At 39.1% G+C, this 23,345-nt stretch carries 18 protein-coding genes and 3 tRNA genes; 11 read left to right on the forward strand and 10 right to left on the reverse strand.

Annotated elements, in window-relative coordinates; genetic code table 11:
* Positions 1–189 precede the first annotated feature (189 nt).
* From AACU32_RS30295 to AACU32_RS30310, 4 genes are all read left to right on the forward strand, one after another.
* Positions 190–1,011: a DUF6816 family protein gene (locus AACU32_RS30295; protein ID WP_445223200.1), complete on the forward strand. Its 822-nt coding sequence runs from the start codon at positions 190–192 to the stop codon at positions 1,009–1,011.
* A gap of 93 nt (positions 1,012–1,104) precedes the next feature.
* Positions 1,105–2,925 carry an ABC transporter ATP-binding protein gene (locus tag AACU32_RS30300; protein ID WP_096605245.1) on the forward strand — a complete coding sequence of 607 codons (1,821 nt, stop codon included), beginning with the start codon at positions 1,105–1,107 and terminating at the stop codon, positions 2,923–2,925.
* 108 nt (positions 2,926–3,033) lie between these two features.
* A tRNA-Tyr gene (locus tag AACU32_RS30305) sits at positions 3,034–3,119 on the forward strand.
* Positions 3,120–3,203: 84 nt separating this feature from the next.
* Positions 3,204–3,275: transfer RNA gene (locus AACU32_RS30310), tRNA-Thr, on the forward strand.
* A gap of 454 nt (positions 3,276–3,729) precedes the next feature.
* Here AACU32_RS30310 and AACU32_RS30315 read toward each other — a convergent pair.
* From AACU32_RS30315 to AACU32_RS30350, 8 genes are all read right to left on the reverse strand, one after another.
* On the reverse strand, positions 3,730–4,221 hold the full coding sequence (locus AACU32_RS30315; protein WP_096605247.1) for a hypothetical protein: 492 nt from the start codon (positions 4,219–4,221) through the stop codon (positions 3,730–3,732).
* A 134-nt stretch (positions 4,222–4,355) separates the two neighbouring features.
* Positions 4,356–4,892, reverse strand: coding sequence for a hypothetical protein (locus AACU32_RS30320; protein ID WP_339378386.1), 537 nt, complete (start codon positions 4,890–4,892; stop codon positions 4,356–4,358).
* A gap of 918 nt (positions 4,893–5,810) precedes the next feature.
* Entirely contained in the window at positions 5,811–8,078 is a 2,268-nt protein-coding gene (locus tag AACU32_RS30325) for an AAA family ATPase (RefSeq protein WP_096605253.1), read from the reverse strand.
* A gap of 93 nt (positions 8,079–8,171) precedes the next feature.
* On the reverse strand, positions 8,172–8,351 hold the full coding sequence (locus AACU32_RS30330) for a hypothetical protein (protein ID WP_190748831.1): 180 nt from the start codon (positions 8,349–8,351) through the stop codon (positions 8,172–8,174).
* Between the two features lie 808 nt (positions 8,352–9,159).
* Positions 9,160–10,347 carry a tyrosine-type recombinase/integrase gene (locus AACU32_RS30335; RefSeq protein ID WP_096605255.1) on the reverse strand — a complete coding sequence of 396 codons (1,188 nt, stop codon included), beginning with the start codon at positions 10,345–10,347 and terminating at the stop codon, positions 9,160–9,162.
* 803 nt (positions 10,348–11,150) lie between these two features.
* Positions 11,151–11,696, reverse strand: coding sequence for a DUF2214 family protein (locus AACU32_RS30340; protein WP_339378387.1), 546 nt, complete (start codon positions 11,694–11,696; stop codon positions 11,151–11,153).
* Positions 11,697–11,774: 78 nt separating this feature from the next.
* Positions 11,775–12,431: a group I intron-associated PD-(D/E)XK endonuclease gene (locus AACU32_RS30345; RefSeq protein WP_096605257.1), complete on the reverse strand. Its 657-nt coding sequence runs from the start codon at positions 12,429–12,431 to the stop codon at positions 11,775–11,777.
* Positions 12,432–12,499: 68 nt separating this feature from the next.
* A tRNA-Arg gene (locus tag AACU32_RS30350) sits at positions 12,500–12,572 on the reverse strand.
* Positions 12,573–12,695: 123 nt separating this feature from the next.
* On the opposite strand from AACU32_RS30350, the gene AACU32_RS30355 reads away from it, so the two are divergent.
* The 5 genes from AACU32_RS30355 (at position 12,696) to cutA (ending at position 16,028) form a co-directional block, all read left to right on the forward strand.
* The gene (locus AACU32_RS30355; protein WP_339378388.1) at positions 12,696–12,938 is read left to right on the forward strand and encodes a hypothetical protein; all 243 of its coding nucleotides are present in this window, start codon (positions 12,696–12,698) and stop codon (positions 12,936–12,938) included.
* Complete coding sequence (locus AACU32_RS30360; RefSeq protein ID WP_096605259.1) at positions 12,911–13,570, forward strand: Npun_F0813 family protein; 660 nt, start codon at positions 12,911–12,913, stop codon at positions 13,568–13,570. The genes AACU32_RS30355 and AACU32_RS30360 overlap by 28 nt, the downstream gene beginning before the upstream one ends.
* Positions 13,571–13,734: 164 nt before the next feature.
* Positions 13,735–14,592, forward strand: coding sequence for a hypothetical protein (locus tag AACU32_RS30365; protein ID WP_096605261.1), 858 nt, complete (start codon positions 13,735–13,737; stop codon positions 14,590–14,592).
* A 21-nt stretch (positions 14,593–14,613) separates the two neighbouring features.
* Positions 14,614–15,690, forward strand: coding sequence for a transposase (locus AACU32_RS30370; protein ID WP_096605263.1), 1,077 nt, complete (start codon positions 14,614–14,616; stop codon positions 15,688–15,690).
* A gap of 5 nt (positions 15,691–15,695) precedes the next feature.
* A complete protein-coding gene (gene cutA / locus AACU32_RS30375; RefSeq protein WP_096605265.1) occupies positions 15,696–16,028 on the forward strand; it encodes a divalent-cation tolerance protein CutA in 333 nt (110 codons plus the stop codon).
* A 238-nt stretch (positions 16,029–16,266) separates the two neighbouring features.
* Here cutA and AACU32_RS30380 read toward each other — a convergent pair whose 3' ends face one another.
* On the reverse strand, positions 16,267–17,208 hold the full coding sequence (locus AACU32_RS30380; protein ID WP_096605267.1) for an ADP-ribosylglycohydrolase family protein: 942 nt from the start codon (positions 17,206–17,208) through the stop codon (positions 16,267–16,269).
* A 391-nt stretch (positions 17,209–17,599) separates the two neighbouring features.
* Between AACU32_RS30380 and AACU32_RS30385 the strand changes: the two genes are divergently transcribed.
* Together AACU32_RS30385 and sir are read left to right on the forward strand one after the other, a co-directional pair.
* Positions 17,600–18,136, forward strand: coding sequence for a hypothetical protein (locus AACU32_RS30385; RefSeq protein WP_096605269.1), 537 nt, complete (start codon positions 17,600–17,602; stop codon positions 18,134–18,136).
* Between the two features lie 304 nt (positions 18,137–18,440).
* Entirely contained in the window at positions 18,441–20,459 is a 2,019-nt protein-coding gene (gene sir / locus AACU32_RS30390) for a sulfite reductase, ferredoxin dependent (protein WP_096605271.1), read from the forward strand.
* Between the two features lie 137 nt (positions 20,460–20,596).
* Here sir and AACU32_RS30395 read toward each other — a convergent pair whose 3' ends face one another.
* Positions 20,597–23,335, reverse strand: a complete 2,739-nt coding sequence (locus AACU32_RS30395; RefSeq protein ID WP_096605273.1) for an ABC transporter substrate-binding protein — start codon at positions 23,333–23,335, stop codon at positions 20,597–20,599.
* Positions 23,336–23,345 lie beyond the last annotated feature (10 nt).

Consider the following 23,345-nt stretch of genomic DNA (forward strand, 5'->3'; position numbering starts at 1 on the left):
TTTACACTATTATTAATTTACTTTTCAAACAGTAAACCATTATTTTTTTCTATATAAATTTGTGTATTCCATAGTACTAAACAAAGTACTCCCCTATGTGCATATTTAGTTGGCTGACAGCTGATAAGTTATATTTGCTTGCGTTCGTTGTTATTTGCGTCAACGAAATGTAACACAATAATTCTGGAGATGAATTTTTACTCGCTAAAAAATCAATTGCTGGCTATGAAGGCGATTTGGAACTTTTGCTTGGTAGCTTTGTTGTTATTTGGGTGGAGTGGATACGCTAGCGCTGGGGAATTATCTCAACGACTGGCTAATTTTCCCCAATGGGAAAAATTAAGTTCTGTGCAACCTGCTTCAGGAGATTTAGCTTATCCTGAGTGGATGGCAGGTTATTGGCAGGTTAAGAGTACATTAGTGGATTTAGTTGCACCTTTAGCACCAGATATCGTCACACCTGGATTTGACGCTAACCGCAAACAACTCAATCAGCCTATAAGTTTTTTAGTCAGGTTTATTCCCGAAAAATCACCTGTTTCTAGATTAAAAACCATCCCTCAGATAGATAACAAATCATCAAAATTAGTAGCTGATAGAGCCTTTAATAGTTTGAATTTAGCACGCGCTTATTTAGGCAATGAAGCTGTGTTATCTGTGAAAATAGATCCAAATTCGCCTAATCGTCAGATAACATTATTGCGTGGAGACCGTCAACTAGTTTCTGCTGTTACCGCACGCGCCACGGAAACTACTTCTGACGGTCAGTTCATCACCACAGAAGTGTTTCAACAACTGTTTAAAGGCGGTTCTCGTCCTTATTTTAACTCTGTCGAATCTACCACTGCTTACCGTCGTTTAACATCTCATCCAGCCATAGAAGCGGATCAAGTTACTGCTGTTTACCTTTCACCTCAAGATCCAGATTACTTTGCCGCAGGCTCTAAACCTGTGGCTCTTTATCGCTATCACCTAGAATTTTATCCTTCTCATTTGCCAACTACTCCCTAAGGATGATTTAAAGATCTAGAGCTTGACTACAGCGTAATACATATGTAGTATAAAGATTCCAAGCTCAAGCTCACGCTCTTGGAAGAGTGCATCATGGCCAAATTTCGAGATATTCTACATTATTTTCGTCCCTACTGGGGGCAGAGTATTTTCAGTATTGCAACATCCAGCATTTACGAAATTATTGATTTGGTTGTACCTTATGCCATTGGACAAATTTTAAACGTTTTATCCGGTCAACCATTAGACAAACCACTCCAAAGAGCGATCGCAAATTTTTCTGACATTATTAATTACCCAGTTAATAAACATCTATCTTTGGGTGTATTACTGGGTATAATTTTTATTGTCACAGTTGTGAGAGCGCCAACACAACCTTGGTTAACTAGTTGGTTTCACTGGGATATAGCCTTAAGAGCGCGTCGAGAAAATAACCAAACAGCTATAGCCAAAATTCTCACTCTACCGCTAGAATTTTATGATGAAAATAACCCCGGACGTATAGCCGGAAGAGTAGCCAGAGGTGTTACTAACCACACTTGGACATATCCCGAAATTGCGGGACAGTTAATTCCTAAGCTGCTGCGAGTGCTGGGAATTTTTGTGTTTATCTTGTTAATTGATTGGCGGATTGCAAGTTTATATTTGATTTCTTTTGTGATTATTCTCAGCTTTAGTTTGAGAGATTTACAAAGGATCATTGGGTATGAAAGTCGGCTAGATAGGTATATGGAAAATACCGAAAGTCGAACCTCAGAACTGATCACCAATATCAAAACAGTGAAAGCATTTGCGACGGAAGCTAAAGAACTAAAACGGCAAAAGCAACGCTTGGATCGGGAACTAAAAGTAGTAGATTATCGTATCCACAAAGGTTACGTAAATCTATTAACTTGGCAGAAAACTGTAATTCAATTCTGTGTATTTGCCATACTGGGCTTAACTTTAGCAGCCACAGTCGGCGGGAAGATTTCTCTTGGTCATTTTGTCATGACCTTAACTCTTTCCAGCATGGCGTATGCTGAATTGGAACCTATCAGCAACCTAGCAGAAGTTTTTGCCCGTCGCTATTCTTCCATGCTCCGGTTTCACGAATTTCTGCAAGAGCCAACTGGCTATGATTCAGAGAGTTTATTAAACGTAGAAAATCAAGCTGAATCAGCCTATCAATTTACTGGCAAAATCGAGCTATCCCATGTTAATTTTGGGTATGATGCCAATCGTCTAGTGTTGCAAGATATCAACTTATTGATTGAGCCATACCAAACAGTAGCCTTGGTTGGGCGTTCTGGTTCTGGTAAATCTACCTTAGTGAAGCTGTTGTTGCGGTATTTTGAACCTCAACAGGGACAAATTCTCATTGATGGTCAAGATATTCGCACATTAGATGTCGGTAATTATCGGCGGAGATTAGCGATCGTTCACCAAGAAGTCGATATCTTCAACGGAACTTTGTTAGACAATCTCACCTATGGCAGACCAAATGCTAGTTTTGAGCAGGTTCAGGAAGCCTGTAGGATTGCCAGAGTTGATGAAGTAGTACAACACCTACCCCAAGGTTATTACACCGTTGTCGGCGAACGTGGTGTGAGGTTATCTGGTGGACAAAGACAGCGCTTGGGAATTGCGAGGGCGCTGCTGGTAGAACCAGACGTGCTAGTTTTTGACGAAGCTACCTCCAGCTTAGATTACGAGTCTGAGCGTTCCATTCAATTAGCGATGCGATCAATTCAAGGAACTCGCACCACAATCATCATCGCTCACCGCCTGAGTACAGTCCGGGAAGCCGATAAGATTGTCGTTCTCGATCAAGGCAAAATTGTGGAAGTCGGTAGCCACGATGAACTTTTGCGCCAAGAGGGTATTTACCGCCGCTTGCATTCCTTGCAAGAAACCGGTGAACTTCTGAGTTAGGCGTGAAGAACTGGGTTTCCTTACGAAATCCAGTTCTCCAAAATAATTTTTCTCAACCCCTTGCGGTTTAGAAAACTTGGCGCTACTATTGTAAATCGTGAGACAAATGGGTCGGTGTCCGAGTGGTTAATGGAGACGGACTGTAAATCCGTTGGTTTACGCCTACGCTGGTTCAAATCCAGCCCGGCCCACCACTTCAAAGTTATGAGTTATAATCGCTGAGTGAATGGTAAATTTCCCAGCATTATAACTCTTAACTCAAATAAAAGTTCAATTTTGCCCGTGTGGCTCAGTGGTAGAGCACACCCTTGGTAAGGGTGAGGTCACGAGTTCAATCCTCGTCACGGGCTTTTTAAATCATTGAAAAAACAACGATTTTGTGCAAGTTGCATAAATTGGCTGTACTCTACCAGTATCGCTTTATATCAATCTAGTTGCATAGAAGTTGCATAACAGGATTACTTATCAAACTACAATAAATCAATAAGTTATTATAATCAGACAACTTACTTGGTTGATTCATCACCACGTAGATAGGAAGTACTGCTATGGTTTAGCTGCCTCTAAAGCCTCTATTTTCAGTTTCAGGTGTCATAAATCTAAAACAACGTATCGCCTGTTATAGGGGCTTTTAGTAGTAAGTATTAATGTTTATGCGCTAAAAGCTTACATTATGGGTTAATAATTATTTAATACTAGACAAGAAAAATCCTACCAAACACTGATATTTAGTAGGATTTTCTTGGTATTCCTGCTAAGTGTTGATGCTAGACAGAAGTTACAATAAATTCCATGTAATAGTTGTTAAAACTGATCTGTCACTATAAAAATACAATAACCATATTCAGCAGCTTCTTTAATGGATGAAGAAGACTCTGGTTTTTCATTCTTCATAAGAAACGTCCAATTTTTGATAATAGGTACACCACCAGCGTTGCTTGATTCAATTCGAGTACGGGCTATCATTGAATTTTCTTTTCCTGGTAAAATTTTCAAAATTTCATATTTTCTAGGCGAGTAAAAGGTAAATGCATTACTGGACTTGCAATAATATGTTGAGCCATTAAAACCCCCTGTAGTTATTTCATTAAAATAGCTTTCCAAAAATTTACGTGCCTTCACATCTGATGTTAATGGAATCGCTTTAGGTGTAGTTTTAGAAGTTGGTGTCTGTACAGGAATTGGTGTTTGTACAGGAGTTGCAGCCGATATTGTTTTCTGTTGGGTACAAGCTGATAAACCTGTACATAAAGACATTGACAGTGCTAACGGTATAGCATAAATTTTGCGAATCATTTCTTATTGCTCTATTTGGTTAAATACATAGTTCCCCAAAAGAGAAAGTTGATAACAGTTGATTGAGCGTTTCCTTTATCCTTGGATGTTTTCAGTAAATAGCAACTGTAAACTTTCAAAACTGTTGATAAAAATTAAAGCCTTCTAACTTCTCTAGTCAATTGTCTGCAATAATTTTCTTTCTCTTGAGTATTTGCAAAACAAATAGGGCTACCACTAAATTTATCAGATTTTACTTGTATTACTATTACATCAAACCTAAGAGGAACTTCAAAATTAAAACTAACTAATTCGCCGGGGTTAATACTATGAATTGGCTTAGAGTTACTATCAGTTACAACTAGTTGTCCTGATTTCAGGTTGTATATTTGATATACTAATTCCGAGCCAAAATGCAACTCATTACTTTTATTTGCGACAACACCTGAAATAAATCTCTTATAACTATTGACCTCTTTTATACGTTTTGCAGTAACACCTTGTAGATACAAACCTGATTGTAACTCACTAGCCTGACTACTACCTGAACACAAACTACTCAAATTAATAGTAGTTCCACTACTGGTTGTCATAGAACACAATGAATCACCCACTTGTGCCAAAGCTGTCATAGGCAAACATAAAGAGAATAGTGTGGATGCCACTGTGAGCGTACTTAATAGTTTTATCATAGTAATTGTGATTTAAACTACTACCACTATGGCATAGCTACTTATATGAGTAGCTAGGTAAGAATTACTGATTAATTTGTAAAATATTCAAGTATAAATACTCATCAATACTGAGGCGCGATTACACTAATCCTAGTAACTCATACCACAATAATAAAAACATCATATATCCAATATATATATTTATAGCATCAATAACCTATCATTATTTACTTTGCATCATTAAGTACATAACTACTATAGTTAGTTAAACGCAATAAGATTAAAATAAGTAACATTAAAGGCAGAAATCATAACGGTAGAGCTTAATATTAGGCATCAAAAGAACCAGTTAGTTTAAATAAATAAATGAGTTATACTAAGCGCTTGAATGATTTTTGGTTCTGTCTTTCTCCACCACTATAACTTTGAAGTGTAATAGCTGTAAATTATGTGGAACCTTAGCTAAAAGCATTGCTATGACTGGGTTTGAAGGTTCAACTATAGGTTCCAATTGTAGGTTCCACAGTATGATTGTGTGCAGCCTATTCAAAAATAATGGCGCGGCTCCTGTGTTAGTTATCTCTCTTTTATTACTACGAATAGAGAAAAATAATGTTTCAACTCTGAACACTAAACGCAATAATGAATTGTGCGATCGCATCTCAACTTTGTCATTTAAATGCCTTTCTTGACAAGAGGCGTAAAAATAGAGGAGTTATACCGTTTAACTTTAAAATTGATAGACATAGCCAAGCTGGGGGAGTGAAGTGTATCAAGATTTTCGTGAAATGGTATTAGCAAACAGGCAACATCTACCTAATAATTAAAAACTACAATTGTTCTGATTAAAGTAATCAAGTTTTTGACTATAAGGATCAACATTAAAGATGTGTTGACCCTTAGATTTACCCCCAGTGTGGAGGCTTACAAAGCTTGCTATAACTGCATTTCAAGGCAAGGTTCCACACTTATTCGTAGGTGAGGAGCAAAATAAACACATACTTGTTGCTTACCACCATTTGTATCTGCTTTTTTATCTTTACGGTCAATCTGCCCTTTTTGACGTAGTTTCTCTAGGTTACGTCTGACAGTTTCCCGGTTGCTCTTAAATTCGGTTGCCAGTTGGTCTGCTGTGTATTCAATTCCTGGTTGGTCTTCTAAGAAACCTAAAAGCTTCTCCTTTAGTGATTTAGATACGTTTTCTGGTTCCCCGAAGTTACCTTGATGCTTCCAAGAGTAATCATCTGTATCTAAATTAATTAGAGATTTTCCGGTACAACCAGAACGGGACTTTCCTATTTCTAATACCCGTTGTGTGGTTGATAAATTATCTTTTGCTTCACCCTTATGCAGCCGCCATACTTCAGATACATTGTCACAAATCGCTGTTGTACCTCTAGTACCACCAGCTTTGTTTTCATGGTGTAAAACCATAATTGAGCATTTATACTCATTGGCAATATCTCGTAGATCATATAACACAGCACCGTATGATGTATCTTTTTCTTCTACTCCACTATTGCGGTTAGCTGATGTTAGAGAATCAATCACCACAAATAAAGGACGTTCACGCTCAATCCATTGCCTCAATTGGCGTATCTGTGAAAACTGCCAATTAGTTTCAATGTTAATTACTCCTCTTGGGATATCTTTAAAACCAGCAATGTTCAGCCGTTCTGTTGTATCAATCTCAGGTTCATCAGTTTGAATGATTAAGACTTGACCCTGCTTAGTTCTGTAACCATTCCAAGCTTGACCAGTAGCAACAGCTTTACAAATGTCATAGGCTAGTAGTGTTTTACCTACACCCCCATCGGCAAATAAAAGCACAGTGGTAGCTACACTGATATGAGCCGCAATCACCCATTCACGTTCATCTGAACTTGAGGCTAGAAATTCGTGAACATCTTTAGGGGCAAAGCTCTGACTACCAGTTAACTTAGCTTCATAAATTTCTAGTAGCTTGCTGGGTTTAATTTTAGTTTGCCTTGACAGTTGTTCTAGTTCCCACTTCTGTAGTCCAGGGTCTTCAATCTGCAAAATTCGCTCTAATTCATTCATTACTGATTCATAGTTTGTGTGAGAATTTGGCTTATCTTGTTTAATATGGTCTGGACAGCTTTGTTCATAGACATTCTTATCTAGGTTGCGAATTTTTAACCAACATTCAGATTCATCTGCCATAAATAGCAGTGCTGGATGGCAATCATTAGGGTCAACACTATCTAGAATTCGTTGAATCTTATCTGAATCAATCCCTAACTTCTTACCAGCTTCTTGAGCTAGTTTCTCAGTTGTGCCACTGTAGTTAATACCTTGTTCATTACACCAGTTTTCCCAGCCGAGCCACTCTCTAATGGCAGTTGTAAGAGCTTCAGAACGGTCTTCAGTAGCAGCATTACCTTCCAGAACACTTTTACTCGTTTCACTCCCTAACAATTCCAATCTAATAGTAGATGTATTAACTTGTTGAGGAGCGCGGGTTGTTTCCTTTTTGATTTTTATTTTTTCTTCCTTCTTCTTTTTGGTTGAATAAATACCTATTGATTCCAGATATTCTACTTCAATTAATGGAACTCGCTTGATATTGCAGTAAGCATTCCCTGATGTTCCTACGGTTGGAGCTAATACAGTAAACCTTCCTTCCCTTAATGCTTCACCTATATGATGACCACCGGGTTTTAGCGAGAAATTTGTAAAATTAGGTAGCTGCTTAACTTTGACTCCTAATCGATATCCACCACTATGAGTGCGTTCGGTAAATGTTTCTTGTAATTGTGGATAATCTTCTAGATAAGATTCAATCGCGCGCTCGCAATCTTCTAGAGAATCAAAGTTTTTAGTATCAAAATCTAACCAAATAGTATTGTTCCATCCACCTAGCGTACCAATACCGTTATCTGGATGAACAAACCACTCTTCTAATTCTTTATCAGTAGGTAGTTCATTCTGATATTTGCTGTGGTTTATGAGATGTGGTTTACCATCTTTATCTAGATATGATGGATTCTTACCTGTGAATATGGGCTGAGGTTTACCATGTTTATCTAACTCAATTTCTTTAGTATTTTTTTTAAGCTGGGGATACTTACTAGCGTCTTGGGCTGGTGCTACTGGCAATACTGGATAACCATTTTCTAATAGCCAATTAATAACTTCTTGACGCTGATCTACATAAGGAATGTTATTATAATTAGAAGTCATGTTAAAATTATTATTAATATATCGAATTAAATTAGTCAGCTTAATATAGTCGAAGTAATATAGTTAAAATTTTATAAGCAGAAACGCCAGTACTCAATTAAGTACTGGTATTTTTGTTTTTTGCTTATCGATATACTCTAGAATTAACTGCCTCAGTAAAGCCGTAGTAGACATTTTATGTTGTTTGGCAGTAGCCACAAAAGTATCATAATCATAGTTGGTTAATCTTGTAGGTACAACGCGAGTTAGCGTATTTTTTTTCATATTTGTCATTGTTATTATCGTTAAATTTAAATTGAATAGACACGACCTAGCCATCTAATTATTAGATGTCTAACCCTTTCTTACGATAAGGGATAACCAGTCTTCCTTAGAAGTGTGGTCAGGTACTATACAGAATATCCTCAGCCCGTTTTTTACCTACCTTCAGCATTCTTGGCTATTCAATGCCTCAGTTACCTCAGAGCGTCTTGGATATTCAGTTTTCATGGTTCAGAGAGGTTTTTTAATCCTCATATTCATTGTAAACATTTAAATTGAATTTGTGTTTACTTTCTAGAAAAGAAATGATTTAAATCTATTATCTAGATCTAGATATTTTTTGAGAATTGATTATATTAACAGCAAATTTACTTCATTCTTATTGATGTCAATCTAGTTAATAGCTTTAGCATTGATAACTCTATTTTCTTACAGCATACAAGTACATTATCTAATCATAAATAAGATAGATAGTTAAGGTAGATATCTTAGCTAAGATAAATGTATTTAAGATAGTTCATGTAACTCTTACTTAAGATAAGTATCTTATCTATTGGTAATTGCATTAATGCAAATAGCTAACTACAATAAGTTGTTAATCTTAGTTATCGTACATACGTGAAGTTAGCCATAGTAACTTACTTAATATTGAAGGCGCGCCGTACATGAGATAACTATTAGCTGTTACATGAAGTAAGAAAAAAGGATAGTAATGCGTGTTTACTATCCTTAGTTAATGTTTGTATTATGAGTGCTGTAGTGCGAGTATGATGAATACAGTTATAACGCTGGTACTTGTACCTGTATTATGACTATGCTTCTAAATCTCAGGTAACTGAACATTATTATTGATAATGTCATCATCTGGACTCCAGTAATGCAAATTAATCATCTCTTCTGATGTTTCCATAAGCGCCGCTACAGTAGCTATATCTACACCTTGACGTAGATAATGAGTAATACTAGTATTTCTTAGGTTGTAAGTTGGTAAGTACTGTTTTACCTTACCTTCGTTGACTAAATTTTCTACAATCCTCTTGGTGTACCTTTGTGTAAAGTTTCTGAGGTTGATGTAACTACCATTCTGTGCTGGAAATATTAATTTACCAGGAATGGGAGAAATATAAGTTGAATGCCTATCTAGCAACTCTCTGATTTGTGGTGTGATTGGAAACATACGAGCTTTGTTATTTTTGGTACTTTTTAGTACACCACAGCAATATGCTTTATCAAAGACAATTACTTTTTCTTTCACACAATCCCAAGTTAGCGCGATCGCATCTTCAGGACGGCATCCAGTAAGAAACAAGAATTCTACGAAATCAGCATACCAACTATCTTTGAAGGCTGACTTGATGTTGCAGTACCAATCACCCCTAAAAGCTTGAACGATAGCGTTGACTTCATCTCGTGAGTATGCTTTTTTTGTTCTACCGCTTTGAGGCTTATCTGGTAACTGTTGTTTCAACCTTCTCCAAGGGTTAATACTAATTAATCCAATCTCAAATGCCCAATTACTACAAGCGTGTATATCGTTAATAATGCGCTCAAGCGTAGTAACAGAATAGGTTTTGAGTAATTCTGGTATCAACAACTGTGCGTTTTCTAGATTCAACATCTCAGGTGAAATTTTAGTCAAGCATCTATCAATCTGTGACCATTTCTCTTTTTGAGTGGTTTCAGCCACACTTGCTTGTTTAGCTACCTTGTACTGTTCCCACAATTCCTTAAGGTTTAACGCTACATTTTTATTGATTGAGACAAGGTTATCAGGCTGTTGAACTATTGGTTGATACTTCTCTAGCGTGGGATCAAAGTAGCCTGCAAGAATGTCAGTTTTAATTTGACTAGCTATTCTATCGGCGTTCGCGATCGCTAGCCTATCGCTATATTTGCCACCTGGAGAGAGTGAGTATTGCTTCCCTTGGTATTGGAACCTAATTATGATTCCGCCATTGTTGTTGCGTGGGTTAATCTTGGGTACTCTAGATGACGGCTTCTCGTACATTCTCTAAGTTGCATAGTTCTTGCATAATCCAACTATGCAACTCGCTCAAAGCCTTGATAATCGTTCATTTTGCACACCCTTGGTAAGGGTGAGGTCACGAGTTCAATCCTCGTCACGGGCTTTTTATTTTGTCTATATAACCTACGCTAAATTAAGGGTTTCAGCCCTTATAAGGAATTCAGACGTGCAATAACTGAGTTCTTTACTCATATTTTTGACTATGATTTGACTATGATTTGGCTATTGGGTCAAAATTTTGAGTACCCTGCTTGTATTTTGACTATGATTTGACTATGATTTTAGTAGAATACATTATTTTAATAGTCAAATTTTATGAATAAAACACAAAAGGTGTTCCTACGGCTGTAGTTGCTAAATGGTGTGATAATTCGGTAGAAATAATTGAACAAAAATATCTTGATTCTCAAGTATTAGAACAATTGAAACCATTATAGATAATTGTAAGTTGGGTTGAACTTAGACCCCCGAATCGTGGCTTCCTTAATAATAGTAGTCGTAGGTTGGTTTTCGTTCCCAACTTAACACCCAAAAAACTTGGTATTGTTGGGTTTTACTTCGTTCAACCCAACCTACTAGTCTATTATTTGATTTTTGGAAAACAACCAGTCTAGTAGGGTGCATTATAGCAACGCTTAACGCATTGAGAAATATGTTGCTTAGGCTCATCCTCACTTTCTGAAACTCCCCAATATTTGCATAGCCCTAACACATCCTCATAAGTATTTACTAGGTGATTACGTATCAGGGTTTAGTGTGATGAAAACTGCACTATCTGAAGTAATTTATGCAAAGTTTATGCCTATTCCTCTAGCCATGATGACTGCTAATAAGGGAATGAGGATAAAGCCAACAAGTTCAGCCCTAATTAACCAGATTAGACGGTTCAGCTTTGCTAATTCTAACTTGGGTGCTTCCCCTTGTAGCAGACTTTTCAACCAACTAAGAAAAGAAACAGTGGGATAAATAGACAAACAACCCACAACGATAAAAGCTGCTACTTTGGCGTAGAAAACTGGGTTGTGCAAATAGTAATCTGTACCTTTACCAAAATAGACAACACGCAAGATACCTGTAATCAGCACAACAATTGCCGATATACCATAAATCGCATCGGCTATGACAATTTTCCCAGCTTCTTTTAAACTTAACTCTGTGTTTAAGGTAAATGCTTCTAACACCAGCACACCAAAACACAAGATAAAGCTTAAGTAATGCAAATACGCAACGATCGCACTTACCCACATAATATTTCTAATTTCTGCTAAGTTGCTATTTTCTGACTTTAAATTCCACGCTAGCACTAAGCCAACCAGCGAAAAAGTAACCAATTATTCAGACAGATTTGGATGCTCATTGGTATTCAACGCTAACTTTGATTGAGCAATTGCACATCCTACTTTTAAAATCTAGGCTTCTACTTTCCCAAAAACCTTCTTCACCCAATAACCTCTAGGCGGCTTCTCTATACCATAAGCCTTACACCACTTCTCAACAGCTTTATCAGAAACACCAAAATCTCTACCGACTTGCGCTGTAGGTTTTTCCCACACCAATTTTTCTAATTCTGCTTTTGATGGTCGTTCTACTTTTCTGGTATTAATTCTAGAGTCTGGATTAAATTTCCTAGTTGTTAAGTCAACTCCAAATTCCTTGTAAGTTCGCTTAGGCGCTTCTTCCGTAAACTCTCTAAAATCTTCCCACCAGTAAAAAGGTGTGGCTGAATTAGGTATTTGGGTGGTGATGTAGCAACCACTAAAATTAACTGAAGGATAGACAACTTTATCTATATCAGGTAGATAAACAGCATAAAAATCAAAGTCTTCGGCTTTATATTTTTTCTGATGAGTCCCATTCTTATCTACCCAGATAGTCCTATTGACTACTCTGTTGTCTCCTGCATATTTAGCTTGTATTTTATAAAATTTCTCATCTTTGTAAGCAACAAAATCAAATGGTAAATGCTCACACACTACTGGTGTGAGAATTAAATAGCCTTTGACTGTTAGATCTGCGATCGCTTTTGTAGCAGCAATATCACCTTTATTTTTTGTGTGATGCAGCAAAACAAACCCTCAATCGATGTCATGACAATATCATGCGTCTTTGCTTAAGGGTTCGTTCTTATCTGAAACGAGCGCGGCAGGGTTCGAACCTGCGGCCGATTGCTTAGAAGGCAATTGCTCTATCCACTGAGCTACGCGCCCAAAATAATACTATGGCTCTTGGGGGAGTCATATAACCAATTATATCGTTTCTCCGACAAAGAAGCAATTGAAAATTGCAGATTTCTCTGTAGGAAGGCTAAGATGCTAGTCGCTAGTTAATCAATGTACACTAAAAACGAAGTAAATGGACTATTGGTTAAAGATATTGTGTGGTCAATGGGTGATTTGGGTGTGGGAGTAAATTGTCGAGTTGCCTGGTGCGATCGCCAGGCTCAAGGCTACTGTATGCTAGGTAATCGCACTCTTGGCGATGCTGTGAAATCGGATTATAGATCGCATATCGAGAACGCCCCTGTGAGGAGTTATTTGCTAGTGCCATGTTTATTCTCAAACGGCAGGATGTAGAAATATCAAGCATTCAGCACCCGAAACGGGAGCAGCCAATGCCAGTCCTCCACTATCAGGGGCAAACCTTCCGCTTGATTAGTGTTTTTAAAGCTAGCCAAGAGGAAGAAGCTAGAGCCTTGTGGAGAGAATTAACGGATAATCGAGGTAAAGCCTGTGTATTGTTGGAGGAGCCAGATCGTTTTACCGTCTGGGGAAAAATCCGTTTAGAACAGTTAGGTAGTGACACTGACGAGCACAGCAAAACAGCAATTTTCGTCCTAGGCTGTATTTTGCTATTGCAAGCGGTGCATATCGACATTGAAGATTTTTTAGGTGCTAAGCAAGCGTCTTTATTTGAAAAAGATATTGCGGAGGTATTGCGGCAAAAGCAACTGCCGCAAGCATCTTCGCTAGAAGCAGTAAAATCTTTGTTAAAACTAGATCCACTGGAAACAGCCAGCCTACCTCCCTGGCAAGAAAATCATATAGTTATCTTTTTACAGGAACTCCATAAACTAGGGAAAACCTATTTTGGTAATGCCAACTTCGCCCATCCAGTGGTTGATCGGTTACAAGATATGCCAGAAGCAGAGCGATCGCTATTTATTAGTTGGCTAATTCAATCTCCAATGAGTAAACTGTGGCAATAGCATAGACCTGCTAGGAAAAAACTGTGACCACAGATAGTTGCTCTTTTAATTTAATTGTGTATTGTTTGACAAAGCAATTGACTAGTTGGTTTTCAGATAAACTGCTTCCTACAAAGTCATGCAAGTCACAATACTGCCAAAGTGTATTTACATAGTCAAGCCTTATGGGTACTTCTTACGACAATTCCTACGGTTCTAAATCTATTTTCAAAACAGGGAACATCGTCTTACTTGGCATTGGCTGGGCTGTACTGGCACTGTTATACTATCTATTGTTTAGCGCTAAAGTCCCAGAACCAAATGGCATAGAAAGCCGTGCCGAGTGGTATGTAATTGGTACAAATATTTTTGAAGCGTTAGCTTACCTGGGTGCCGGTATCTTATGCTTGAGGAATTGGCGTAGTCAGCAAATAGTCAGTGGTCGAAATGTTTGGCTCGCTATTGGCATAGGTATGCTGTCTTATTTCCTAGGAGGGATAATTTTCGGTTATACGGAAATCATCTTGAAAGAAGAACCGGATGTTTCTATTGGCGATGTATTTTTTGTAGTAACTTATCTGTGTCTTGGTACAGGTATGATTTTAGCAGCGGCTCATAGGCGAATCAATCTCGAAAAATGGCAATGGCTAATTGTTTTGGCAATTGGCGTATTTGGTAGTTTGTTAGCTTGGTGGATTTCGTTGAAACAAACCAAACCGCTAGAGTTGCTAGGCAGTATTTTAAATTGGTTTTACGTAGTTAGCGATGTAGCTATTTTAATTATCGCCACAACTTTACTCTTAGCCTTTTGGGGGGGACGAGTTGCCCAATCTTGGAGAATGATTGCAGCCGCAGCGTTTTCACTCTACATTGCAGATATGTGGTTTAAATATGCCACAAATTCGATTCCTAATTATCAAAGTGGAGACATATTAGAAGTGTTTTGGGTATTTAGTGGAGTTTTATTTGGCATGGGGGCTGTTTTAGAATATGACACATCATTGAGCCGATCGCGGCGGGAGCGAGGAAGAAAACGAGCTTAGAAAAGATTTTTGGGATCTACCGTGAGAAAATTAACCGATTCTGATAAACAAGAAATTCTCAAGTTATATCGAGAAACTGCCGAAACAACCTCAACTTTGGCAGAACGCTATGACGTTAGTAACTCGACAATTAGCCGCCTGCTCAAAAGCACCTTACCAGAAGATGAGTACGAGTACCTCGTTTCTTTGAAACGTGCGGCGAGAACTCCCGAAGGCAGGGCACAGGTAAACTACGATCAGTTACCACTGTTGATTCAGCAACAGCCAAAAAAAGAAATTCCAATTACGGACAAACCGCCTTTGGAGTTGTCTAAGGTTGAGCCGGAAAAAGTAGTAGTATCACCAGAAGATGATAGCGAGGAATCAACCCCCGCTATCAGAAGAGTAAAGCGGCGTTCTTCAGCGGAAGCAAAACCCCAACCTCCCGCCGCAGAACAGCTGGAAATCATCCCGAAAAAGCCGCCAGAAGTCCCCAATCTTCCCAGTCCTAAGCTACCAGAAATCGTCAGCCTTCCTACTCCTAAACCACCGGAAATCCCCAATCTTCCGACTCCCAAACGGGCAGAAATCGGCAACATTTCTAACCGCTTGTTAGATGATGAGCCTCCACAAGCCAACGTCTTAGCCCAAATGCTAGGCGAAGACTTGTTAGATGAGTCTGAAGATTTGGACGATTTAGAGGACGATTTAGACGAAGATGATGACTTTTTTGATGAGGATGAGGACGATGACTATGAGGAAGCAAGACCTTTAGTGACAAGACGCAAACCCGGTGAAGCACCAGTTCAGGTGTTACCATTGTCGTCAGCACAATTGCCTAAAACTTGCTATTTGGTCATTGACAGATCCTCAGAATTAATTACCCGTCCACTGCGAGACTTTGGTGATTTGGGGCAAATCCCCAACCTGGAAACTCAGCAAAGAACTCTACCAGTGTTCGATAACCATCGCGTGGCTAAGCGCTTTTCTACCAAGCGCGATCGCGTGATTAAAGTGCCTGATAGTAAAATGCTACACAAGGCTCGTACTCATCTCCAAGCTAAAGGCATCACGCGATTGTTAATTGATGGTCAGGTATATTCCTTATCTCCGGTTTAGATATCATGGAAATACCTGCTGGCTATGGTGTGGTATTAGTGACAGCAGCCAATGTCCAAGAGGCACAAGCGATCGCTAATGCCCTTGTGGAAGCTAAACTCGCTGCTTGTGTGAGTCTGTTGCCCATCCACTCGATTTACACCTGGCAAGGGAAAATACACACAGAAGATGAATGGCAGTTACTGATTAAAACTGATTTGGCACAATATCCCACTTTAGAAGCCAAAATTCGGGAACTGCACTCTTATGAGTTGTCGGAAATTATTGCTTTACCGATTGTTGCAGGTTCTCAACCTTACCTGCAATGGATTTCGGAACAAATCAAGGGTGAGTGCTAGGCAATTCATTGAAAGCGACGGGAAACTCCATCGCCAGAGTGGGTGGAGAGAGATAGTCGCCCCGTCGCTTTGGGCATTGGGCATTGGGCATTGGGAATATCTTACCCATGTCCCATGCCCAAAAACTCCATCCACGAGGGGATGGAGTTTTTTATTAAGAGAAATTACCCCATCTTCCTACGTTCCTAGAAGATGGGATATTTATTACCTAATTTTGTTGTTGATTCACAATCGCCAATTAACTATAAACAGCAGCCGCAAACCGAGTTGCTAAGTTAATAATGTCTTGTTTGCGGGCGATTTGGTTCATCCACTCTTGGGGAATATTTTCCAACCCGTAATAAATTCCTGCTAACCCACCAGTCACCGCAGCGGTAGTATCCGTATCTCCACCTAAGTTCACTGCTGTTAATACTGCTTCAGAATAAGATGAGCTATTTAACAAACACCACAGTGCTGCCTCTAGGGTATCAATTACATAGCCACCAGAATTAATCTCTTCTACTGGTAGTTTGGCAATTTCGCCACTGTAGATTCTGGCAAAATGGGGTTTTTCTAACAAATATTCCCGTGGAGAATAAACAGTCTCCAGCTTGTTTAAACTTTGTAGATAAGCGGCTTGGGGGTCAGCCCCTTCTAACAGGGCAACGGCAATAGTAATATAAATTCCACAGGCCATGAGCGATCGCGTATGGGCATGGGTAATTGCAGAAACATCATGCACCCTGGCGATTAATTCGCTGAAGGTTAACATTTTGTGACAATATGCCATTGGCAAGATTCTCATCAACGATCCATTGCCATTGGTATTTTCAATTTTTCCCCCTGCTTCCCTGGGTAAAATGCCCTGTTTCAAGCGCATAATCGCCGCATGGGTGGTATTGCCAATATCAAATAGTTGACCACGGGGAGTCCAGTAAGCGGCTTTGTACCAGCGCCAGAAGGAATTGGCTATAGCATCTAACGAATACCCTCTACAAAGACTTTCAGCCAAACAAAAAGTCAAAGAGCTGTCATCAGACCAAGTTCCTGGCGGCTGATTCCATGTGCCATAACCTAGCATCTTGGTAACTGGAGATTTAACTCGTTCAGCGCGGCTAGTAAACTCCACCGGCACACCCAACGCATCACCGATACATAAACCCATCAATCCAGACAACGTTTTTGCAGCGGTTAGCATTATTCAGTCTCCATAGAAGTCTCTAAAACTTTACTTTATAGATTCCCTCTAGAGCTTATTGCAATAGCTGTTACAACCGACTATTTCATCCTATATATAAATCTTCTGCTCGGGGTGCTAATCGTTTTTATCCGGCTTTTCTGGGCTAATCTTTTTTGCTCTTTATTGTGCCAGTTTAAAAAGCGTCTACTTTTGGCAAAAAATCCCGGATAACCGAACAATGTTCTGTAATTATAGCATTGCTATTTAGAGCTTTGATTGATACACAGCCTGTAAGTTATATGCATCAATAGAGACAAACATTTAGTAGAAATTGAGAATTAATCGGAACATTTCTTCTCAGTTTACGACTTTTAATTTAACAGCAAAAAAACAATATTTGGTCAAAATTATGAAAGGTGTACTCAAGTCTTTGGTAACAATTTCTGCATTGTCTTCTTTAGTAGTTGCTCCTCTTTTTATAAATGCTGGTCAAGCTTCTGCACAAACACAAAAGGGTACTGATGCTAGCTATATCGGTGCTGGTGTTGCAGGTGGTGTGACTAATGGCGGGCAAGTTGGTCAAGATGCTCAATTTGGTGGTAACGTTACAGGCCGTTTAAAATTAGGCCCCACTCCATTTTCTGCACGGACTCAAATTATGTTTACCGATCAGACAACTGCAATTATTCCCCAAATTTCCGTAGATGCGCCAATTGCTAAAGGAACTAACGTCTATTTAGCTGGTGGTTATTCCTTCGTAGAAAAAGATGGTAAACAAACTCCCGTAGGCGATAGAGACGGAGTAGCCCTAACTGCTGGTGTAGAATCTGAAGTCGCCAAAAACTTCCTGATCTACAGTAACGCCACCCTAGGTATGAAGACTTACCAAAATAGCCCTGCTTCTGCTGTCAGCATCCAAGGTGGTCTAGGTTATCGCTTTAAATAGGGCATTGGGCATTGGTGAGTCTTACGTAGTTTGAGGAGAATGGGTAGATGAAGTAGATAAGGTAGATTAGTGAGTTGTTTGTTCTACAGTTCCAAATGTTATAGTTTGGCACAACCATATATACTGGTATGCTGGTTTTGTTAAGTGTTGCTTCACTGACAAAGCCAGCTTTTTGCCATGTTAAAATTAAAATATTCCTCATAATTCCGACCGGATATCCGGGGATCACCTGGCCGAATCAGTGCTTTGAAATTTGCCGCTTCGGCTTCTACTGATGCCTTATTAAGAACAGTCTACAACTCTAATGGTTAAATCTCCTCCTTCCCCGATAGCTAGCCGTAAGCCTTCCAAAGTAGAAGGAATCAAGGAAAATAGTAATTTTTTGCGTGAACCTGTAGCCACCGAGATACTTCAGGATACAACTCACTTTAGCGAAAATGCAGTGCAGTTACTGAAGTTTCACGGGTCTTATCAACAAGATAACCGTGATAATCGCGTCAAGGGGCAGGAGAAAGATTACCAATTTATGCTGCGGACAAAAAACCCAGGTGGTTTAGTACCGCCGCAGCTATATCTAGCTTTAGATAAGCTATCTGATGAATATGGTAACCACACGTTGCGGGCCACTACCCGTCAAGGGTTTCAGCTACATGGGATTTTAAAGAAAAATCTCAAAGCGGCGATCGCTTCTATTGTGAATAATCTCGGTTCCACTTTGGGCGCTTGTGGCGATGTCAACCGCAACGTGATGGCTCCCCCAGCACCCTGGAAGAATCGCCCAGAATATCAGTATGCTTGGGAATATGCCCAAAATATTGCTGACTTGTTGTCGCCCCAAACCGGTGCTTATTACGAAATTTGGCTAGATGGCGAAAAGGTAATTAGTGCTGAAGAAAGCCCAGAGGTGAAAGCAGCGCGACAAAGCGATAGTAATGGGACACTAATCAACAATTCCGAAGAACCCCTCTATGGCACATACTATATGCCTCGCAAGTTTAAAGCTTGTGTGACAGTGCCGGGGGATAATTCTATTGATTTGTATTCCCAAGACCTGACCTTAGTCGTCATTACCAATAAGAAAGGCAAATTAGAAGGATTTAACGTCTTTGCTGGTGGTGGCTTAGGACGGACACACAACAAAGAAGAAACCTTCGCAAGGCTAGCCGATCCGATAGGCTATGTAGCCAAAGAAGATGTTTACGACATCGTGAAAGCAATTGTAGCCACCCAGAGAGATTATGGCGATCGCACTGACCGCCGTCACGCCAGATTAAAATATTTACTCCACGATTGGGGTGTAGAGAAATTCCGCGCCAAAGTCGAAGAATATTTTGGCAAAGCGATCGCTCCCTTTAAAGAACTGCCAGAATTTAAATATCATGACTTCTTAGGATGGCACGAACAAGGCGATGGCAAGCTGTTCTTGGGAATTTCCATTGATAACGGTCGCGTCAAGGATGAAGGTTCATTTCAACTGAAAACCGCCTTAAAGGAAATCGTTGAGCAATTTAACCTACCCATCCGCCTCACAGCCCACCAAAACCTGATTTTTTACGAAATTGCACCAGCAGACAAAGCCGCGATTCAAGAAATTCTCGACCGTCGCGGCGTTATATCCGACCCCAGCAAAATTGACCGCTTAGAAAGGTTGGCGATGGCTTGTCCCGCTTTACCTACTTGCGGGTTAGCAATCACCGAATCCGAAAGGGCAATTCCAGGTATTTTAGACCGAATTAGCAAAATTTTGGATAAAGTCGGTTTACAAAATGAAGAATTTGTGGTAAGGATGACAGGCTGTCCGAATGGCTGCGCTCGTCCTTACATGGCGGAACTCGCTTTTGTCGGGAGTGCGCCGGAAAGTTACCAAGTATGGTTAGGAGGTTCGCCAAATCAGACGCGGTTAGCCCAGCCTTACATGGAACGGCTACACCACAACGACTTGGAAACCCAGCTAGAACCGATTTTCGTTTACTTTAAACAGTCGAAAAACGCAGAAGAAAGCTTTGGGGATTTTTGCGATCGCATCGGTTTTGATGCCATTCGGGAATTTGCTGCTAATTACGAAGCCCAAACCGTTGCAGCACCAGAAGTTACAGACGATAGCGATGGTTTAGTAGAAACAATGGCAGACTCAATAACAGCAGAAAGTGAAGGACAAGAAGTGGCGATCGCAAATACAGCGATCGCCAGCTATAAAACCCGCCGTCGTGTCAGCCTGCAACATGAGGTTTATGACAAGCTCAAAGCCGCCGCAGCTACCCAAGGTAGGCCAATGACCGAATTGGTAAATGAAGCGCTAGACGCTTATTTACAGAATCTCTAGTTAGGGACGAGGGGCTAGTAGTCCGCCACACCTACTTTGCTAGGCTACGAGATCCCCGACTTCTTAAAGAAGTCGGGGATCTCACCCTTCCCAACCCCTCATAATTTATCAGCGTTTATCTTTGTTCATTTAACTATTTAGTTAGATAAAGATTGGTCTTCCGGCACTTTTTCAAAATGAAATCCGCCTCCTTCGAGACCTCCACACTTCTTGCCGCTACCTTTAACTACACGAACTAAAACTGGTTTAAGATTTGTCCGTTCACCATCAGTAAATTTGAGTTCATCTCCTGAAGTTTGATTAGCTGGAAGCTGAATAGATTTGAGATTGTTAATTACATCCTTCCTAGAAGGATTGTCAGACTTTGATACGGCTGCGATAAAAGCCTGAGTCGCATCATAACTAGAGGCCGTTGACCAGCTAATCTGATCTTCCCATCTGTTGCAAGCTTGCTCTGCAAATGCTTTCGAGTTTGGTTCTTCGGGAAACCAGGGAAGCGACAGTATTAGTCCTTGAACATATTCTTTACCTTGTTTGAAAGATTCTGAATTATACAAAGTTGTTCCTCCCAACAGCCTTACCTTTTTTGCTACGGACGGTAGATCTCCTTGAGCGCGAACAATGTCAATTACAGTAGAAATTAGCTCCGTAGTAGGAAAAAATACAACCGCATCCGGTGGATTTTTTGAGACGAGACTGAGTTTAAATTGATCGGATGCATTCTGTTTTGGGTTTCTCAAATCTACAAGCTCTACTTTACCACCCTGCTGCTGAAAGAAGGTTTCAAAATTCCGTGTTACGTCATCACTGTAGGCATCTTCAGGTTTATAGTAAATCACAACTCGCTTAATTTTATTTTTGATAGCATATTTGCTCAATAATTCAGCATTAACCTTATTAGAAGTGGTTGTTCTAAAAAAAACTTGACTGCGTAATAAATTACTACTGCTAGCGTTAGATAGCATTGCTAAATCAGCTTTTTGATATTCAGAAAGTGCATATTTAGCAGCTTCGCTAGCATTGTGCCCAATCACTGCTAATACATTTGAGTCTTTAATTAACTCTTGAGCAACTTTTCGAGCTAAGTTTGGGTTATTACTATCATCGGCAATTACAATATTCAATAATCGACCTTTTAATCCACCATTACCATTTTTGTTAAAATTAGCCTGGGCTTGTGCGACTCCTCTCAATGTTGCTTTAGAAACTTCTTTCCTTGCATATATAGGTACAACTACTCCTATAGTTAAAGGCTTAATCTTTGTATCATTTTCTTGTTTATGTGCTAGTGCATTGTTATAATAAATCTCTGCTTCAGGATCACTACGATCAACATTTTTAGCTTTTTGAAAAAGCTCTATTGCTTCTGAATAATTACCTTGCTTAAAGGCTTCTACACCCTGCGTCTGATAATAATTTGCATCGCCCAAAAAAAAAGTCTTTTCTCCTTGACTAAATAGTTCTGGCTCTAAAATATATGGTAAAAATAACGATTGAATTTTTTCTTTCAATTGAAATGTACTTATCCCAGCAATAATTACCATGCTTACAGTTATAAATGTTAGCCAGCGCTGAAAACGCTCAACTTTCCGTAGTTTTAACTCCTGGCTAGCATTAATAAATTGATAATCTTCAATTGTCAAATTTTTATCAGCACACCATTTCATTGCTTTTTGTAATTTTTTACCCTGTAATAGCCAAGATTTATCTTGACGATTAGAAGATAACCATCCTAGTAATTCGTCTTCATAAGGTCGCATCTCCGCAAGCATTTCAGCAACCCAGTTAGAATCAAAAATAGATTCATAAATGAGGTTGTAAACTTTTAATTTTCCTGATTTTTCTTCTAGCAAACCTGATAATACAAGTTCACTTTGCTCTGGAGTATTAGTAATTGATAATTCATGATGTTGTAAAATTTTTCGATAAAATTTAAGTAATTTAACAATAGGTTCTTTACTATTAATAATCCGATTGCGAATAGTTCTTAAATGTTGTGGTTCATCCTGAAATTCCCAGTTATCAATTATCAGTGTTTTCACTAATTCTTCTATCCATTTGGATATTAGTTTTTCATCACTAGGAATCACATTTTCATCATACAAAATAATTTGACATATCTTTTGTGTGAGGAATGGTTGACCACCAGTCCATTTCAGGATTTCTCGAATAATGTTTTCGGCAATTTTCAAGTCATTTACTTTGCTTTCTAAACCTTCAGTTAAAAGTCGAGCTTCTGGAAAGGAAAAACCATTTAATTGAATCGCTACCCCTATATTAAAAGGAGTACGTTGCGTATCTTTGATCAATTGTGATGGTGTAGCTACTCCTAATAAGGCAAAGGTAATTCGTTCATAATTTGGGTTATTGGCGCGTTGATTATAGCAATAACGGATAAATCCAAAAAAATCATCAGTCGGAAAATCTAAACTGAGAACAGTATCGATTTCATCTATAAAAACAACAATGTTTTTATCAATTTGTGATAATAGGATATTTTCAATAAAATCACTTAACCGATTTAAAGGAGTTAATCGCCTATTGTCTTTAAATAAGGTTGACAATTGCTCTTTTTGTAAATCGAAGTTATCTGCTATATTTTTGATTAAAGTATCATACCACTGATCTTGAGTAACTCCTTTAGTCCCAAACCTTTCTAGGCTGATTACAACACATTTAAAGTCTTCATTTTCTAATTTTTTACTGACTCTTACCTGTAAGCTAGACTTACCCATCTGTCGGGAGTTAAATACATAGCAAAAATTTCCATTTCTCAATCCCTCATACAGATTTTTGTCAGCTTGTCTCTCTATATAACTAGGATCATCAGGTTTTAAAGTACCACCAACTTGATAATATTTTTCTGGTTGATTCATTGTTGATTTT

Source organism: Calothrix sp. NIES-2100, from assembly GCF_963875285.1.
Taxonomy (GTDB): Bacteria; Cyanobacteriota; Cyanobacteriia; order Cyanobacteriales; family Nostocaceae; genus Aulosira.